Origin of the sequence: Vibrio sp. 2-Bac 85 (assembly GCF_037546705.1) — a bacterium.
Lineage (GTDB): Bacteria > Pseudomonadota > Gammaproteobacteria > Enterobacterales > Psychromonadaceae > Psychromonas.
Genome location: NZ_JALAAB010000001.1, coordinates 284,949 through 301,973 on the forward strand (window position 1 = coordinate 284,949; position 17,025 = coordinate 301,973).

At 38.1% G+C, this 17,025-nt stretch carries 17 protein-coding genes; 4 read left to right on the forward strand and 13 right to left on the reverse strand.

The features are described 5' to 3' along the window. Positions 1-84: 84 nt before the first annotated feature. A complete protein-coding gene (locus tag MT390_RS01255) occupies positions 85-855 on the reverse strand; it encodes an FCD domain-containing protein (protein WP_499439143.1) in 771 nt (256 codons plus the stop codon). Between the two features lie 469 nt (positions 856-1,324). Here MT390_RS01255 and MT390_RS01260 point away from each other — a divergent pair, with 469 nt between their 5' ends. Genes MT390_RS01260 through MT390_RS01270 form a run of 3 tightly spaced genes read left to right on the forward strand, consistent with a single transcriptional unit; the run spans position 1,325 to position 4,809 of the window. Then, the gene (locus MT390_RS01260) at positions 1,325-2,758 is read left to right on the forward strand and encodes a mannitol dehydrogenase family protein (RefSeq protein ID WP_499439145.1); all 1,434 of its coding nucleotides are present in this window, start codon (positions 1,325-1,327) and stop codon (positions 2,756-2,758) included. 9 nt (positions 2,759-2,767) lie between these two features. Beyond that, positions 2,768-3,784, forward strand: coding sequence for a zinc-binding alcohol dehydrogenase family protein (locus MT390_RS01265; RefSeq protein ID WP_499439147.1), 1,017 nt, complete (start codon positions 2,768-2,770; stop codon positions 3,782-3,784). Between the two features lie 17 nt (positions 3,785-3,801). Beyond that, positions 3,802-4,809, forward strand: a complete 1,008-nt coding sequence (locus MT390_RS01270; protein WP_166368438.1) for an Ldh family oxidoreductase — start codon at positions 3,802-3,804, stop codon at positions 4,807-4,809. Positions 4,810-4,893: 84 nt separating this feature from the next. Here MT390_RS01270 and MT390_RS01275 read toward each other — a convergent pair whose 3' ends face one another. The 5 genes from MT390_RS01275 to MT390_RS01295 all read right to left on the reverse strand — a co-directional run bounded on the left by MT390_RS01275 (position 4,894) and on the right by MT390_RS01295 (position 10,639). Further along, positions 4,894-5,661: an IclR family transcriptional regulator gene (locus MT390_RS01275; protein WP_166368440.1), complete on the reverse strand. Its 768-nt coding sequence runs from the start codon at positions 5,659-5,661 to the stop codon at positions 4,894-4,896. A gap of 401 nt (positions 5,662-6,062) precedes the next feature. Next, entirely contained in the window at positions 6,063-6,950 is an 888-nt protein-coding gene (locus tag MT390_RS01280; RefSeq protein ID WP_499439149.1) for an SMP-30/gluconolactonase/LRE family protein, read from the reverse strand. A gap of 11 nt (positions 6,951-6,961) precedes the next feature. Then, positions 6,962-8,077 carry a substrate-binding domain-containing protein gene (locus tag MT390_RS01285; protein ID WP_166368444.1) on the reverse strand — a complete coding sequence of 372 codons (1,116 nt, stop codon included), beginning with the start codon at positions 8,075-8,077 and terminating at the stop codon, positions 6,962-6,964. Then, positions 8,077-9,114, reverse strand: a complete 1,038-nt coding sequence (locus MT390_RS01290; RefSeq protein ID WP_299666600.1) for an ABC transporter permease — start codon at positions 9,112-9,114, stop codon at positions 8,077-8,079. Before MT390_RS01290 ends, MT390_RS01285 begins: the two co-directional genes overlap by 1 nt. Continuing rightward, on the reverse strand, positions 9,101-10,639 hold the full coding sequence (locus MT390_RS01295; protein WP_166368448.1) for a sugar ABC transporter ATP-binding protein: 1,539 nt from the start codon (positions 10,637-10,639) through the stop codon (positions 9,101-9,103). Before MT390_RS01295 ends, MT390_RS01290 begins: the two co-directional genes overlap by 14 nt. A gap of 411 nt (positions 10,640-11,050) precedes the next feature. Here MT390_RS01295 and MT390_RS01300 point away from each other — a divergent pair, with 411 nt between their 5' ends. Beyond that, positions 11,051-11,188, forward strand: a complete 138-nt coding sequence (locus MT390_RS01300) for a hypothetical protein (protein WP_166368450.1) — start codon at positions 11,051-11,053, stop codon at positions 11,186-11,188. A gap of 222 nt (positions 11,189-11,410) precedes the next feature. Here MT390_RS01300 and MT390_RS01305 read toward each other — a convergent pair whose 3' ends face one another. From MT390_RS01305 to MT390_RS01335, 7 genes are read right to left on the reverse strand one after another with little or no spacing between them, the layout of a single operon-like run. Then, positions 11,411-11,734, reverse strand: a complete 324-nt coding sequence (locus MT390_RS01305) for a hypothetical protein (protein ID WP_299666591.1) — start codon at positions 11,732-11,734, stop codon at positions 11,411-11,413. A 50-nt stretch (positions 11,735-11,784) separates the two neighbouring features. Next, positions 11,785-12,735: a transaldolase gene (tal, locus tag MT390_RS01310; protein ID WP_499439490.1), complete on the reverse strand. Its 951-nt coding sequence runs from the start codon at positions 12,733-12,735 to the stop codon at positions 11,785-11,787. A 20-nt stretch (positions 12,736-12,755) separates the two neighbouring features. Then, positions 12,756-13,625: an L-ribulose-5-phosphate 3-epimerase gene (locus MT390_RS01315; protein WP_499439150.1), complete on the reverse strand. Its 870-nt coding sequence runs from the start codon at positions 13,623-13,625 to the stop codon at positions 12,756-12,758. A gap of 9 nt (positions 13,626-13,634) precedes the next feature. Then, positions 13,635-14,393 (reverse strand): IclR family transcriptional regulator, encoded by a 759-nt coding sequence (locus tag MT390_RS01320; protein WP_166368456.1) that lies wholly within the window; start codon positions 14,391-14,393, stop codon positions 13,635-13,637. 7 nt (positions 14,394-14,400) lie between these two features. Next, a complete protein-coding gene (locus MT390_RS01325; protein ID WP_499439152.1) occupies positions 14,401-15,045 on the reverse strand; it encodes a 3-keto-L-gulonate-6-phosphate decarboxylase UlaD in 645 nt (214 codons plus the stop codon). After that, positions 15,038-16,531 carry an FGGY-family carbohydrate kinase gene (locus MT390_RS01330; RefSeq protein WP_499439154.1) on the reverse strand — a complete coding sequence of 498 codons (1,494 nt, stop codon included), beginning with the start codon at positions 16,529-16,531 and terminating at the stop codon, positions 15,038-15,040. The genes MT390_RS01325 and MT390_RS01330 overlap by 8 nt, the downstream gene beginning before the upstream one ends. Then, a complete protein-coding gene (locus tag MT390_RS01335) occupies positions 16,531-17,022 on the reverse strand; it encodes a NanQ anomerase/TabA/YiaL family protein (RefSeq protein ID WP_205962920.1) in 492 nt (163 codons plus the stop codon). The genes MT390_RS01330 and MT390_RS01335 overlap by 1 nt, the downstream gene beginning before the upstream one ends. Positions 17,023-17,025: the final 3 nt, after the last annotated feature.

Sequence of the window (17,025 nt, forward strand, 5' to 3'; positions counted from 1 at the left end):
TAAAACTATAGCCCTCTAAAAAGTCAAAGACCATCTATTTTCGACAATCAAGCAAGCACTATAAACAAAGAAAATAAAACAAAATTAGATATCTATATTATCCATTTCAGTAGCAAAAAAATAATCATCCATCGATTCATTACTTTCATCTATATTAGCCAATTTTAACAACTCTTGCTTACTATTCTCTATGTGCTGCCATACTGCTTGGCGTGCAGATTCAGGGGATTTTTTTTGTAACGCCATCAATATTCTTTTGTGATCTTGAATCCAAGTTGTTTGTAATTTTTCTTCATGTAAATACTTATGGTTCAGTTCTTTCCATAACGGGTTTTTAGTGCGGACTAAATTCCATAAATCACTGGCTTGCTTTATCAACACTCTATTTTGTGTCGATTCCGCGATGAGGCGATGAAACTCTTGATCTAAACTTTCGAATTTTTCACTATCACCGTTAATCTCATTTTCTTGTTGCCTCAATACACTTTTTAACTCTCTAAGCTCATTAAACTTGATTTGGCTGGCAGCAAAAGCAGCGATACTGCTTTCAAGAATTTGTCTAGCTTGTAATAATTCAAAAGGACCAACATCAGAAATTGGAATAAAATTACGTTGATTTAACTCATCAGGAGAATCTATAAAATAGATACCTGCACCTTGTTTAACGACAACTAAACCTTTTAATTCCAACATAATAATAGCTTCACGGATGGTTGCACGACTTGTATCAAGTCGCTCACTTAACTCTCGTTCAGATGGCAGGCGTTGGCCTGCTTTAAATACACCCGTATGCAGCAACTCTTCAATTTGTAAACCAATTTCAAAATATCTTCTCTTTGTCGCTGCTTTATCCATTTTAAACTTCCTCATGATGGATTATCAATTCTATAACGCCTGATAATAACGAAAAGCCCTACAATGAGCAAGGAAAGGCAAGCACTATAAGGACTAGCGACACAAAGCTTAACTTAAAAAATTAATAATGGAGGTTCAATAAATGAGCTCAAAGTAAATCATGGCTTATCAGTTACTTTGTCAAAAGTTGATTCCCAATGAAATTGGTTGATAAAAATTAAAAATTTTAATATTGCACTATTATCAGCCGGCTGTTTATAACAATTAATTTAAATATCCCTCAAAGCTAGAAACATAAAAAATAACTATAAATCAACAAATTAAGAAAAACAAACTAAGAAATCAAAAATAATGAGCTTGCTTCAAGATCACATTTCAAGACTTTGCTTATTTTCCCTATGGAAATTGGTTGTCCAATTGTAGATAATGGTTAACACAGAGAGATAAAACATAAATAGGTAGCCTTCTGATGAACAAATTTGAACAACAGGGTCATTTTGATTTACATACAACTTACAATCGTTCTGATTTAACTTCTCGCATTGTACACATAGGATTTGGAGCATTTCATCGCGGTCATCAAGCGGTTTATAACGATGTCACTAATCAGGAAAGTAGTGACCTTTGGGGGATCTGTGAAGTAAGCATGTTTAGCTCCATTGAGCCCCTGAAAATTCAAGATTGTTGTTTTAGTGTTGTTGAACAGTCAGCAGAGAAAACAAGTACACGCTTAATTAGAACAGTTTCAGAAGCGTTGGACGGTCGCCATGATGGTATTCAAGCAATTATTAAAAAAATAGCTGAACCACAAGTAGCGATAGTGTCTTTAACGGTCACTGAAAAAGGTTACTGCATCGATCCTCAAACGCGTCAGTTAGATATTAAAAATGAACATGTCATACATGATTTAGAGTCAGAAGGCCTACCTAAAACTGTTATTGGTTTACTCGTTCAAGCTTTAAAACAAAGAATGCTCAATGGACAAAGTGGTTTAAGTATTATGTCCTGTGACAACATTCCTGAAAACGGCATTTTAACGCGTAATGCAGTGATTGGTTTTGCACAACAGAAAGATGCAATGTTGGCAGATTGGATAGTTAAAAAAGTATCTTTCCCGAGCACAATGGTCGACCGAATAGTCCCCGCGATGCAAGTTGAAGAGTATGCATTAATAGAGAAACTGACTAATGTAAAAGATCAGGTCGGTGTGGTATGCGAAGATTTTTCACAATGGGTGATTGAAGATAAGTTCATTGCAGGTAGACCTAATTGGGCACTTGCTGGCGCATTATTTGTAGATGATGTTGTGCCCTATGAAGAAATGAAGTTACGTATGTTAAATGGTAGCCACTCATTTTTAGCTTATAACGGCTCCCTTGCTGGTTATGAGTTTATTTATCAATGTATGCAAGACAATAGTCTAAAACAAGTCACTAAAAACTTGATGGAAGAGCAGTCTCACTCCTTAAAAAAAGGACTGAATGTTGATATAAATGAATATATTAATCTACTTCTACAACGTTTCAGCAACCCTAAAATTAAACATAAAACAGCGCAAATTGCGATGGATGGCTCTCAAAAACTACCACAACGCGCATTAGATCCTTTTTTAACCTTACAAACAACAGGCTGCCATAGCATTTATATTCCAATCATGGTCGCGGGTTGGGCACATTACATCATCAACTCCATCAACAACCATGTCGATGTGAAAGATCCTCTCGCTTCTCAATTTATTGAGATCGTCGAAACAGCATCTAGCCCTCAGCAAGCGTTACAGCAGTTATTAAACATAGAAAGAATCTTTGGAAAACCAAACCAGGCACTATTTAACCTAGTGAATAAAGCCTTTGAAGAAATTAGTGATAAGGGTATTTGTGCCTTTATAGAAAAAATTAAATAAGGAATAAAGATGAAAACGCTTATTTGTAATGAACCACATTCTATTGAATACATTGAACGTGATATTCCAACTATCCAACCCAATGAAGTGTTATTGAAAATAAAATCTGTTGGTATTTGCGGCACTGATATTCATGCTTATACAGGTAACCAACCTTTCTTTTCTTATCCTCGCGTATTAGGCCATGAAATGAGTGGCACCGTGAGCCAAGTAGGCAGTGATTGTAAGGATACTACACAGGGTCAACGCTGTGCTGTTATTCCCGCCATTCCATGTGGTCAATGTGCCGCCTGTACCGAAGGGAAAACAAACTGCTGTGAAGATATTTCTCTTTATGGCGTACATCAAGATGGCGGCTTTTCTGAATATTTAGCCGTATTAGAAGATAACTTGGTGAAGCTACCTGATAACGTTAGCGATAGCCAAGGATCTATCGTTGAGTGTTTTTCTATTGGGGCTCACTCAGTTAGACGAGCAGAAATAAAGCCAGGACAGAATGTATTAGTTATTGGTGCAGGACCAATAGGGCTTGGCGTTGCTTCGATTGCAAAAGCAGAAGGTGCAAATGTAATTATTGCAGATGTATCAGATGCACGTAGAGAACATGCAGAAAGCTTATTACAAATAACAGCGCTAAATCCAATGTCTGAAACGTATGTTGATGATTTGAAATCAACATTTAAAGGGCGACTCCCATGCGTATTAATGGATGCGACAGGAAATAAAGCCTCAATGAGCCGCTCCGTTGAACTCATTCGACACGGAGGAAAAATTGTATTTATCGGCTTATATATTGGTGATTTAGTACTGGATGATCCCACTTTCCATAAAAAAGAAACCACCCTATTAAGTAGTCGTAATGCAACGAGACAAGACTTTGAACGTGTCATCGAATTAATGTCGTTAGGCAAAATAGACGAAAAAATAATGAAAAATAAAGAATACGACTTTCATACTTTTGGGAATACCTATAAAGAAAATGTGGTGGAAAATAAGTCTTTAGTTAAAGGCATCATTAAATTTTAAGCGAAGGGAACCAAAACATGACAACTCAACTTATATTTGCAGAAGAACTCAATAAACTCGCTTTTGATAAATTGCATGGTGCAGGGCTGGATCAAGAAACAGCACAAAAAGTAGCAGATGTATTAGTTCATGCTGATATCACCGGTGTCCATTCCCACGGTGTAATGCGTATAGAACATTATTGTAAACGCCTTGCAGCAGGTGGTTTAAATAAAACAGCTAACTTTTCAATTGAACAAATATCTCCCTCCGTAGCAATTTTAGATTCAGATGATGGGATGGGACATGCGGCATTAATTGCAGCCACAGAGCACGGTATTAAATTAGCTGCTGAAACAGGGCTTGGTTTTGTCAGTGTAAAAAACACCTCGCATTGTGGTGCATTGTCATACTTCATGGAGCAAGCAACGGACCAAGGAATGATTGCTATTGCAATGACACAAACAGATACCTGCGTTGCTCCCTATGGTGGTGCGACTCGGTTTATTGGAACAAACCCTCTGGCATTTGGATTCCCGGTAGAAGGGAGTACACCAATGATTGTTGATTTTGCAACCAGTGCCACCGCATTTGGTAAACTATTATTAGCTAAAGAATCGGGTAAACCAATTGAGAAAGGTTTAGCGATAGATGCTAATGGATATGAAACAACAGATGCCAATGAAGCCGTCACATTATTGCCTTTCGGTGGCCATAAAGGGACAGGTATTGCACTTGCAATCGATGCGTTAACAGGAATATTAATGGGCGCTGAATATGGTAATCACATAGTCAGAATGTATGATGAATATGACAAAATGCGAAAATTAGCTAGTTTAGTTATTGTCATTGATCCACGTAAATTAGGTTCGCCTCTATTTCCCGTTATCATGGCAATGATGGTCAAAGAATTACAGGCTGCGCCACCAGCACCAGGAGTTGAAAAGGTGTTAGCACCTAATGACATTCAGGTCGAGTATAAAGCAAAATGCCAAAAAGAAGGTATTCCCATTAAGACCGCGTTGTATCAATTCTTAACAAGTTAAGGTATTAATTTCAATACGCTACGGTCGCCGTTAGCAGTCTCTAGAATGAGCCAGCTAACGGTGTATTAGTAGCAAGCTAGTCACTTATTTATCTACTTTTTGCCCTAGTTTTGCAGAGACAAATGCTGAAAATTCATGTAATTCATCTATTAACTTACTTTGACCATAACGCTTAATCTCAGGGGTTAAACCAGACACACTAATCGCATAAGAGACGATGCCATTAATTTCCAAAGGCACACCGATACAAGTAATACCTGATTCATTTCCTTCACCATCTAATGCAAACATACGCTCTTTAATACTGTCTAGTGCTGCAAAAAATGTAGTTTTATCACTGATGGTATTATCACTGAAGTGCTGTAATTTGTTCAAATCTTGGCAATGTGAAGCCCAGTATTTCTCTTTATCCTGTAGTGAAAAATTGGCCAAAATCACTTTGCCACAAGCCGCATTAAGCAAAGAGGAAGTTAAGCCAGTATGCGCATTAGTATGGAAAATAGAAGCACGAGATTCTTCTTTTTTTAACAAAATAACGTTATCAAAATCACGGCGCTGTAAATTGATTGTAAAACCCACTCTATTAGCTAGATCTGACATATGAGGCGTAATATCCATCAGTAAGGCATCATTATGTATGACGTTGTAACCTAATGAGATCATTTTAGTCGTTAACTGATACAAGCCGCTTGAGCGTTGGCTGATATAGCCATTTTGGTTTAAACACTTACAAATTCGATGCAGTGTTGGTTTAGGGTAAGGTAATTCCTTCCCCAATTGCTCTAATGTAATACCATTGGAATAATTAGCTATTTTTTCAAGCACTTCGAAAGTTTTATTAACTGATTGCATAGTATATTTGCCCGTTTGCCTGCATTTTTTATTTTAGTTATTTGCTCATCAATCTTTATCGTTACTTTTCGTAGCAATTAAACCAATGTAAGTGGGGATAGTTTACTATTATTACATACGCTAATCACTCGATACCGTGTAATGGCACTAGCGACAATGTATTAAACGAGGAGAATTTAAAGGTAATAATATGATAACCCGGCTTTATCCCCTGATAGATAGAATGTGCCATATTACATGATTGCAGCACAATATACCTGCTGACCTTTAAGCGTATCGTTGCCTTTAGTTGAGAATATAAGCACAAGGCTTAAAATAAGTGGCATAGCGTCAAGGTTTGCTGATTTGTTCACATCCCTCTAGCATAGCCACTTAAGGTTAACTTAATAGCGAGCTTTCTTTTAACTCAGCTTGCTTAAACAAGCTGTATCGATATCTATCGCATACACTGAAGTTGATGCTGTGATATATAGCGTTTTCTCTGCACTATCAAAGGTGCAATTAGAAACCGTTTCGGTGGTCGCAATTTTACCTAATAATTGCATCTCTTTACTAAGCACTAATATGCCTTCAGAAGAACTTAAATAAAGCGTCCCAAATTGATCAACTGTCATGCCATCCGGTATACCATGCTCCACTTCATACACTAAACGGCCATTCGATAAAGTACTACCATTAACATCAAAGGCTTTTAAATGTTTTAAACCTTGCGTTGGAAAATCCACAATGGACATATCAGCGACATAAAGTATTGATTCATCCGGAGAGAATACAAGACCATTCGGCCTTTGCACATCAGTGGTAGCGATCGTCAACTGCTCCGTTTTAGGGTCATAACAATAGACATAACAACCGACTATTTGGCTCTCTGATTTAAACCCCTCATCATCACTAATAATGCCGTAGGGAGGATCTGTAAACCAAATCGTTTGGTCAGATTTTCGTTCAACTAAGTCGTTAGGTGAGTTTAATCGCTTACCATCCAACTTTTCGATAATCACCTTCGCAATAGCTAAATTATCTTTAGACCTTAAAGAGATACATCTTCGCCCATGTTCACAGGAGATCACATCGCCGCTGCTTAAGGTGCAATTACCGTTAGCATAATTAGATTGGTCCGTGACTAACAAAGTTGATTGGGTATCAACATCATAAAGGTGTAACGCCCCTTTTTTAACATCTGAAAACAATAGTTGGTTAGAATGCGGCAACCAAGCCGCACCTTCACACCAAATATGTCCTTCGCTGACTCGTCGTAATGGCGAGACAATTGCTTCAGAAAATGGCATGTTTATCTCCTCTATTTAGCATTCCAAGACGCAGAGTAATAAGCACGGTAATTGTTATCAGGATCATAAAGGTTATCATCCCCACCATTACTATGAATGTTATCGGCAGTCACCAAATGTACTGGTGTTACGTAACCACTAATAGGTTGATCTTGGAAGATACGATTAAACTCATCAATAACTTGCCAGCCATGTAAACTCAATGGTTCAGCTACTGTTGCTACCTGAAAATCACCATTACGAATTCTTTCAAATGCCGATTCACTACCATCACCCGCAGAGATGTTATAAGGTGCATCACCTTTTTTCTTACCCGCGGATCTTAATGCTGGAGACATATAATCGAAATAGAGATCATTGATCGCTAATGTATAATTATATTTTTCACCGTGTTTTTGCACTAAAGAGTAAGTCAGCTGTGGAATACGTGATGACGTGTTCGCTAGCGGTGTATCTTCATAACCTAATACCGAACAACCTTCACATTTTTCAATGTAAGATTTCATTACATCCGCTTTATGAACAGCAATGCTGTACAGGCCGTCGGTCAATATAACAACGTTAGCTTTCCCCTCTGATTTAGCAATTGCATACATCGCAGATACACGGGCTACATCATCAGCTGAACTCGTAATATTGGTTTCAATAAATAAATCTTTGATAGGGCCTGGATCAGGCGTTGCATGCCAACTCACTAACTTGATACCTAATTTATTAGCTTTACGTAATGTCGGCACCATAGTATTTGGTGTAAACCCACCTATCACAATCCCATCTGGCTGTAAGGCAAGGGCTTGTTTTACCGCAGATGATTGCGATGGCACACTACCCGCACCATCCAATACTCTGACATTCCAACCAATCGCTTCTGAAGCTTCCTCAAATCCTTTTACCACGCCAGCGACACCACTATTTTTTAAGTCCGATGCGATAAAGATAACTGTTTTATCTTTAACTGCTGCAGGTCCTGCAGGCAAAGAAAAAACACTATTAGTTTCACCTGATGCTTCAGCAACCACTTGCTTTGCCATATCAACATATTGTTGGGCACTGCTGGTGTCAGCATTTGCGTAGCTTGCTAGTGATGTGATCACTGCAAAGCTCAAATATTTCATTGTCTTTTTCATTATTTCACCTTTACGTTGTTTTTAGTTGCGGTTTGTTTTCGTTTTTGACTAAAACCAGCCAAGGTAATAGCCACTAGTAAAATTGCGCCGTTAAATAAGGGTTCGACGAAGAAAGGAGTACCCAGTTGTTGTAAACCTGAGATACCAACACTTACCAAGGAGACGCCAATAATGGTGCCCCATACATTCACTCTGCCAGCTCTAAATGTGGTTGACCCTAAAAAAGCCCCCACTAAAGCAGGTAACATAAAATCTTGTCCAACCGAAGAGGAACCAATACCGATATGTGAAGCTAACAACACACTAGCAAAGGCGATCAGGCCATCGGAAACAACATAAGATCCGATATAACAAGCCTTTGTATTAATACCATTTAAGGTTGCTGTATTAGGGTTCGCACCTACCGCATACAACTTTCTACCTAGCGCTGTATATTCAGTTAACAACCACAAAGCAAAAGTGATTGCTGCGAGATAAAACACCACAACAGGCAAGCCAAATATTTCAAAACCACTTAAATTATAAAAACTTTCAGGTAAAGCACCGACGATTTGACGACCATCCGTATGCCAAAGTGAAATAGCATAAATCACTGTGCCGGTTCCTAATGTTGCAACAAATGAATCAATGTCAGCTAATGCTACTAACATGCCATTTAGCACACCATATAAGCAGCCACATAAGACAACTATAATTGCCGCAACTTCCCATGAAAAACCGTAACGTTGTTGTAGTGTAATGACTAAAACATGCCAAAACGTAACACCAAAACCTACATTCAGATTCATCTTGCCTGTCACCATAGTGACCATTGCAGCTAGCGCCAGAATCGCGACCACACTCTTTTCACTGAGGATCGCCTGTAGCGTTAACATCGAGAAAAAAGTATCTGTGGTGGCACTAAACAATATAATTAATAAGACGGTTAGTATTAATAACCCATATCTCATTAATACTTGTGTGACCATGTTTCCTAAACCTAGCTTCATCGTCACTTCTGTTTCTAACGCGGTAGACTTAATATTAGATGTTGACATGTTGTACCTCTTCTACTTTTGAACCTGACGCGTACTTCAATAAATTTGATAAAGTCACATCTTCTTGAATTAACTCTTTCACGACTCGTCCACGGTTAAAGACTAACGCGCGATTTGATATATTAACGACCTCTTCAAAGTCGCTTGAAATAACGATCACAGCGAGACCATTGTTAATCGCTTTTTGCATTATTTTGTATATTTCAGAGCGTGCACCTATATCAACGCCAGCAGTTGGGTTATCTAAAATCATGACTGGTTTATTCATATTGAACCATCTAGCGAGGATAATTTTTTGCTGGTTGCCACCACTCATAGCATTGATAGCAATGTCAGGATCTCTTGGTCTAACCGTATACTCGAGCATCGCTTGTAATGTCGATGACTGCTCTTTTTCCTTGGATAAAAACGATAAATCGTTCTTGCCTAAGTTCTTCGGATTTAAGTTTAAATTTTCCAAAGCACTCATTGATCCGCAAATACTTTCTTTTACGCGGTCTGCTGCGACCATCGCTATACCACTGGCAATACTATTTGCTGGTGAGGAAATATTCGCTGGCTGCCCATTAATCACTACACTGCCACTGTGAATATTTAAGCGACCAAATAACGATTGGCCTATTGCCTCTTGCCCTGCGTTTCTCAACCCAACTAAAGAAATTAGCTCACCTTTTCGTAGCGTCATATTAAAAGGGTCAAGGTCACCCACCTGTAGATTTTTTATATCTAAAACAATGTCAGCGGTTGAGTTTAATGGCGTTCTATAACTCATCTCTTTTTTCATACCAACGATTAACGTCACTAAATCATCTAATGAATAATCTTTAACTAAACCAGAGCCCACCATTTTTCCATCACGTAACACCACCACATCATCACAAATATCATGAATTTCATCTAAACGGTGTGAAACATAAATCATGCCTACACCTTGAGACTTCAAACGCTTAAGTACATCAAACATGCGCCCGACATCACTCGCCACTAAAGATGCTGTTGGTTCATCCAATATCAACACCTCTGCATCAGCTATCAGCGCACGAGCAATCGTTAACAACGCTTTTTCAGCAGCGCTCAAGTTAAAAATACGTTCAGAAGCTTTTGCATCTAAGCCCACTAAGTTAAGAACTTCAGTTGCTTTTTTTTCAGCTTCTTTCCAATTAATTAAGCCCCACTTTTTAGGAAAACCTAACGTTAACCCAATATTTTCGGTAACTGTCATCCATTCAATCAATCCCAAATCTTGATGGATAAATGCAATCGGTGATTTACCAGAACGATTCAGAACAGTGGCATCCTCTATCGACTTGTCCTTAAAAAGAATGTCACCGCTGGTTTTTTTATTAATGCCAGCCAAGGTTTTGATTAAAGTCGATTTGCCAGCACCATTTTCTCCTAATAAAGCAACGCACCGGCCTGGGTGCACATTAAAAGAAGCAGACTCTAACGCTACAAAATTAAAAAACCGTTTCGTCAGGTTATTAATCGAAAGCAAACTACCTTCGGGGGTCTCTACAAATCTCATACAATCCTCTTATATTGTCTTTTTAATATAAGGACTAAATTCCACAATGTGGAATATCATTCCGATAAATTCCACATTATAGTAGTGATAGTCATTGAAATAAGATGTGATTCACCTCCTAATTTAAATCTATTGGTTCACTAATCTCTGTTTAATTGATCTTCATCCCATTAAAATCACTTACTAAAAACAAGGTTTTATAAGTAAAAATGAACTGATGAAATGCAAAAAATAGCCATGAAAAGCTTAGCTATAACGCATTATTTGTTGATATTTTTAGGTAGGTCGTTGATCTAATTTGAATTTATTATCAATCTGAAAGAGGTAATAATATTACAACGTAAAGTTGACTTGAGTCACAGTTTTGAGCATAATATGTACGAATTCATTATATAAGTAAGGAAATTACGTATGAATACTACAACTTTAGATAACTCAGTAAAAAATTTAGACAACGTTTCAGCATTTGCTGATAAAGCATTTTTCTTCGCGAAAATGGCGATTGTGATGAGTGCAATTATTTTAGTAGAAGTGTCAGCTTGGGTTTAATTAATCATTTTTGTAATTAAAAATGAAAATATATAATTAAAAACGAAAACATAATATAGAAAAAAGTCTCCCTTTTTGGGGTACCAATAGCACTTATTACAAGCAACACAATAAAAAAACGCCAGTAATGATCCACTACTGACGCCTCTTGTTTAACAATCATCCATATTCTTATGCAGATACAGGCTTAGTACACTTCGCCTAGCACAGCAATCAAATGTATTAATCCTGAATAAGATTCATGTGATGCACTCTAATGTTATATTTTTCAATAATTTTCTTAGTTGCATTCATACTCTGTATTCTTTGCTCAGAATCTAAAGCCTGTTGCATTAATGCCTTGTTCGCATAACTATGCTGCATTATTAACAATACTTCCTGATGCGCTTCAGACTCAATAAACTCAGGCTTACTTAATACAACACCTTGATTGTGAGGAAAAGTATTAATAATAGGTGCAACAACCTGTTGCATATATTGATAAAAATCTTCTTTTTCTTCAGCACTCAAGTTGGCTTCAAAAAATGCCGTTCTTAAAATAGTCATTCAGTACTTCCTTTGTAACCTATTAAACAGTTAAACCAAGCTTTAGCAGATTATAATTTAGCTGCAATCATCGCTTCAAGTTTGCCTTGGTCGAGTGCAAAGTTTCGAATACCTTCTGCCAGTTTTTCAACTGCCATTGGGTCTTGATTATGCTCCCATAAAAACTCAGCTTCGCTCATTGCTTCAGGGCGATCATGCTGTGTTTGAGCGGGTTGTAATTTAACTTCAACATCACCATCTGACTGTTCTAATTTTTGCAATAAATCAGGGCTGATCGTTAATCTGTCACAACCTGCTAATTCCAGAATTTCACCTACGTTTCTAAAACTAGCTCCCATCACTACGGTTTTGTAATTATGCGCTTTGTAATAATCATAAATTTGGCTAACAGACTGTACACCAGGATCTTCACTGGCTTCAAAATCTTGTCCTTGCTTCGCTTTATACCAATCCATAATACGACCAACAAAAGGCGAAATTAAAAAGACACCGGCTTCAGCACAAGCACGCGCTTGAGCGAATGAAAATAACAGAGTTAAATTACAGTTAATGCCTTCTTTTTCAAGTTGCTCGGCAGCACGTATACCCTGCCAAGTAGCCGCCAACTTAATCAAGATACGATCATTCTTAATACCAGCATCGTTATACATTTTGATTAACTGACGTGCTTTAGCAATACTGCCCTCGCAATCATAGGAAAGGCATGCATCAACTTCTGTTGAAATACGCCCTGGGACAACGTTTAATATCTCTTTACCAATGCTTACCGCTAACATGTCACAGGCTGCTTGGACTTGTTCTTTACTGTCTTCACTTTGTGTTTTTGCATAGGCAATCGCTTGATCCATTAAAGGTGCATAATCACTTAATTGTGCCGCTTTTAGAATCAAAGAAGGGTTAGTTGTTGCATCTTGAGGATGATATTTTTGAATCGCTTGAATATCGCCAGTATCAGCAACCACTACGGTTAGTTTTTTAAGCTGTTCTAATTTATTCATTATTACTATTCCACCTCTTATATTTATAGTGCAAAGCCTGCCGCATTAGCAATGGTTTTTAATTTGCTTCTAGCTGCTTTAATATCATCTAACCATTGATCATTTTGCGCCCACATTTCAATAACGAGGGGAGCGCTATAATCAATCTCAGCTAATGTTTTAAAGATCGCTGGGAAGTCCACTTGCCCCTCTCCAATAACTAGATCTCTAAATTGGCCTTTACAGGTTTCAGAAACACGCAGCGTATCTTTTAGATGTATTTGCACAATATGGTCACGAGATAATTTCAACTCTGTACACACGTCATAATTCCAACCTGTAATGTTACCCACATCAGGATAAGCCATAAAAAATGGAGATGGAATTTCACGCTTTAACACTTCAAACTTACTTAATGAGTTAAGGTATGGTGTATCCATGATCTCTACACCAAGCATGATCCCTGCTCTTTCAGCCATTTTAGTTGCTTGTTGCATGCCATCAATAAAACGCAAATGAGTTTCCTCTGACTGCGGTTCATAAAACACATCGTAACCCGCCATTTGAATACAACGAATACCTAGCTTATAAGCCAGTGCGATTGCTTTTTCCATGATCACTAATGACTCAGTTCTAATAGCATCGTCCATTGAACCAAATGGAAATTTTCTATGCGCACTTAAACACATAGATTGCAAAGGCATTTCATGTTCTTCACATAAACGGCGCAAAGCATATATTTCTTGATCACTCCAATCTAAACGCGCACGACGTTCATCAGTTTCATCCACAGATATTTCTACAAAATCAAATCCCGCTTGTTTAGCATTGATTAAACGCTCTTCCCACGTTAATGAGGTTGGCATCGCTTTTTCATAAATACCCAAACGAAACTTATTCTTTAAATTAAACATACTAGGTCCTTAGTAAAGTTGCTGCTCTATACGTGCAGTAAAGGATTGAATTTTTTGAGCTAAAATGGGGTAACTAATTTTCCTCATTTTAGGTGTTAAAGAGGAGACGCTCACCGCGTAAACAGGTTTTTGAAATTTATCAAAAACGGGTACCGCAACACAGGAAATACCAGCTTCATTTTCTTCATCATCGAGGGCATAACCTAATTTTTTAATATCATCTAAAGCAGTAAAGAACTGACCTTTATCTAGGATGGTATTCTCGGTTAGCGGTTTCATGGTGCTAGCATTTCGTTGCCAGTAAGCTTCTCTGACCATGTCAGAGCTAAAGGCTAAATAACATTTCCCAGCCGCAGAACAATACATTGGTGAGTGCAAGCCTACGTAAGTACGGGTTCTAAAAGACGCATTCTCAGGCTCAAACTTATCTTTAAAGACAATGTTATCAGCATCAAATGATAAGAAATTAACTGTCTCATTCACTTCACCTAATAACTCAGATAAATAGGGTTTTACTATGCCAGTCACGTCAGAATTCATTGCAGAATGGCCAAGGTGCACCAATTTCATGGTCAATCGGTACTCTTTACCTGAACTGAGTTGAGCAACATATCCTGCTTCTTCAAAGGTTGCCAAAATTCGATGAGCTGAGGATTTATTAAACCCAGTTCCTTCTGCAATTTTTTGTAGAGAAACGCCATTAGGGAACTGCCCTAAAAATTCTAAAACGACTAATGCTTTCGATAAGGATTTAATTTGCTCACTCATAATGTCATTACCAATATTTATTCATTTGACTATGGAAGCTATTAGCAATTTCAACACCGTTGCTACCCGCTAAAGCGCGACCAGCAATAAATGATTTAACTGATATATCCTGAAATAGATGTACGTCTTCAGGCACAATGCCACCGGTGATAGAAAGCGCAATACCAAGGTCTGATAGGCTTTTCATTTTTTTCAAATCTTCATCTGTCCAACTCACCCCAGCTAATTCAGCATCACGAGAGCGATGATAAATAGCTTGAGTAATACCCATTTCAACCCAATCTTTAGCATCATCTAATGTCCAATGGCCATAAAGCTCGATTTGCACTTCACCATTAAATTCATCGGTTACTTTTTTCGCAGAACGAATGGTTTCTATATGTGCAGCAGCACTAACTGTTACCCAGTTAGCACCGGCTTGCATAGCTAAACGCGTTAGAATGGCGCTGGCATCGGTAATTTTCATGTCACAAACAATAATATGATCTGGGTATTTATTGCGTAATACTTGAACGCTATCCACACCATGAGCAAAGGCTAAAATCGTTCCTATTTCAATCACATCTAATTTTTCTGAAACATCTGCTACTGAAGCTATTGCCGTTTCTAGATCCGTTGCATCTAGGGCCATTTGTAATAAGGGTTTAGTCATTAATCTGTTCCTCAAATGTTTTAAATAGTTGAACTAATTGCTGATAGTGATGATATTTTTTATTCAAAGCTTGGTGGTTATCAACATTAGGCAGAATACGCTTGCTTTGACTGACAATATTATCCATGCACTCACGGCTCGATGAATACTCGCCAGCACCAACCATCGCAACAATAGCCGCCCCTAATGAACCGGTTTCATCTATGTCCGTTATCTCCACTTCCATACCGGTCAAGTCCGCTAACATTTGCATCCACGTATGGTTAGAAGTAGGTCCGCCAGTCACTTTTAGTATTTTTGCTTGTGGGAATCTAGCTCTCATTCTTTCTAGGTGTATATTGTGACAGAACAATATACCTTCCCAGATTGCTTGAATAATATGCGCCTTAGTGTGGTGAGCCTGCAAACCATAAAAGCCAGATTTAAGGCCTAAACCTTGGTTAGAGCCATATAAGAATGGGACAAAATAAACACTACTCGATGCCACTTCCAAGTTAGCCACTAATGACTCATTGTGTTGATGTTGTAATTCCCCATCTGCACTTAAATATTCAGCAAACCATTCATAATTTCCCGCCGATGTAGGGCTTGCTTCATGAATAATATATTCACCTTCAACGGCATAATGTCCGTACACAAAATTATGTGTTGCTTGAGTTATTTCACGTGTAATACCTGAGGTCACCGCCCACGTTCCCATCACATAGTTTAATGCTTGTTCCGATGCATCAATACCCGAACACAATGCGGTAGAAACAACATCAAACAATCCACCAAAAACAGGTGTACCAGCAACTAAACCCGTTTCAAGCGCGACTTGCTCAGTAATGCTACCGGCTAATTGATCCGGTTGAACAATATTAGGTAGCGCATCCCAAACTTCTTCAATATCAAATAAGGTTAATAAATCCATATCATATTGGCCGGTTTGAGCGTTAAAGAAATTACTCTCCGACATATTGGTTATTTCAGCACCCACCTCACCCGTAAACCGATATCGAATATAATCATGCGCCATCATGATCGCACCAATATTAGAATAAAGCTCAGGTTGATTGTCTTTTAACCAACGGATAATAGACACCGGGTGTCCAGTCCATAGCGTTTGCAGCGTTTTGCTGTAGATCTGATCTGGTAAACCTTGTTGTAACCATTCTTTAACAATGCTTAATGAGCGTGAGTCAGAAGACATAATGCCACGCCCTAAGTTGTGACCTTGCTTGTCTAGTAGGTAAACGCCTTTTCCTTGCGCGGAAATACTAATGCCTTTAATATCTTCTCGATTGATATCAGTGGTTGCTAATAACTCTTTGATCACAATAACTGCATCATCCCACAAACTATCGAGATCTCTTTCTACCCACCCCTGCTGTTCATTAATGACACTTGCAGAGGTTCTTGTTAAAGCAACCTGTACACCTTTACTATCGTATAAAGCAGCCTTCATAAAAGTGCCGCCAGAGTCTAAACCTATATAATAATTCATTATTTTATGTCCAATAAATCGTTATGGATCTTCACCACCAGCTTACGAACTATTTGCTGATCATCATCTTGGATGTTCGTAATGTGGACCACATTCGGTGTAAACAGATAAAAGCACCCAGGGATCGCTGCGATATAATTTAAATCGATACCTTGATATTCATAAAAAAGAATATCTCTGTCTGGGTTATAAGGCTGATTAATTTGATGTTTACCTGTATCTAATGCCCATGCCATCGTTTCTTGGCCTGTTAATACTATTTGTAAATCAGAATGGTATTGATGCACTTCCGGCTGTAAGTCGGTTAATGGTGATTTGTTATATTCTAGAAGTACAAACCACACTTTTTGATTATCTAAGTTGTTAAACTCATGTCGCCCCAGCGCTAATGAATGCAAGTCTAAAGCTGATAACTCATTCAATACATCATCAATGATCGCCGGATAGCTAGTTCTCATTGCACTGTTGTCAATATGTCCAATTAACATCATGTA

Bases quoted from the DNA above. Each gene is read 5' to 3' on its own strand.
- MT390_RS01295 (WP_166368448.1), bottom strand. From the start codon at position 10,639: ATGAGATTTGTAGAGACCCCCGAAGGTAGTTTGCTTTCGATTAATAAC.
- MT390_RS01270 (WP_166368438.1), top strand. From the start codon at position 3,802: ATGACAACTCAACTTATATTTGCAGAAGAACTCAATAAACTCGCTTTT.
- MT390_RS01305 (WP_299666591.1), bottom strand. From the start codon at position 11,734: ATGACTATTTTAAGAACGGCATTTTTTGAAGCCAACTTGAGTGCTGAA.
- MT390_RS01325 (WP_499439152.1), bottom strand. From the start codon at position 15,045: ATGACTAAACCCTTATTACAAATGGCCCTAGATGCAACGGATCTAGAA.
- MT390_RS01330 (WP_499439154.1), bottom strand. From the start codon at position 16,531: ATGAATTATTATATAGGTTTAGACTCTGGCGGCACTTTTATGAAGGCT.
- MT390_RS01315 (WP_499439150.1), bottom strand. From the start codon at position 13,625: ATGTTTAATTTAAAGAATAAGTTTCGTTTGGGTATTTATGAAAAAGCG.
- MT390_RS01320 (WP_166368456.1), bottom strand. From the start codon at position 14,393: ATGAGTGAGCAAATTAAATCCTTATCGAAAGCATTAGTCGTTTTAGAA.
- MT390_RS01260 (WP_499439145.1), top strand. From the start codon at position 1,325: ATGAACAAATTTGAACAACAGGGTCATTTTGATTTACATACAACTTAC.
- MT390_RS01280 (WP_499439149.1), bottom strand. From the start codon at position 6,950: ATGCCATTTTCTGAAGCAATTGTCTCGCCATTACGACGAGTCAGCGAA.
- MT390_RS01275 (WP_166368440.1), bottom strand. From the start codon at position 5,661: ATGCAATCAGTTAATAAAACTTTCGAAGTGCTTGAAAAAATAGCTAAT.
- MT390_RS01300 (WP_166368450.1), top strand. From the start codon at position 11,051: ATGAATACTACAACTTTAGATAACTCAGTAAAAAATTTAGACAACGTT.
- MT390_RS01255 (WP_499439143.1), bottom strand. From the start codon at position 855: ATGGATAAAGCAGCGACAAAGAGAAGATATTTTGAAATTGGTTTACAA.
- MT390_RS01335 (WP_205962920.1), bottom strand. From the start codon at position 17,022: ATGATGTTAATTGGACATATTGACAACAGTGCAATGAGAACTAGCTAT.
- MT390_RS01285 (WP_166368444.1), bottom strand. From the start codon at position 8,077: ATGAAAAAGACAATGAAATATTTGAGCTTTGCAGTGATCACATCACTA.
- MT390_RS01290 (WP_299666600.1), bottom strand. From the start codon at position 9,114: ATGTCAACATCTAATATTAAGTCTACCGCGTTAGAAACAGAAGTGACG.
- MT390_RS01265 (WP_499439147.1), top strand. From the start codon at position 2,768: ATGAAAACGCTTATTTGTAATGAACCACATTCTATTGAATACATTGAA.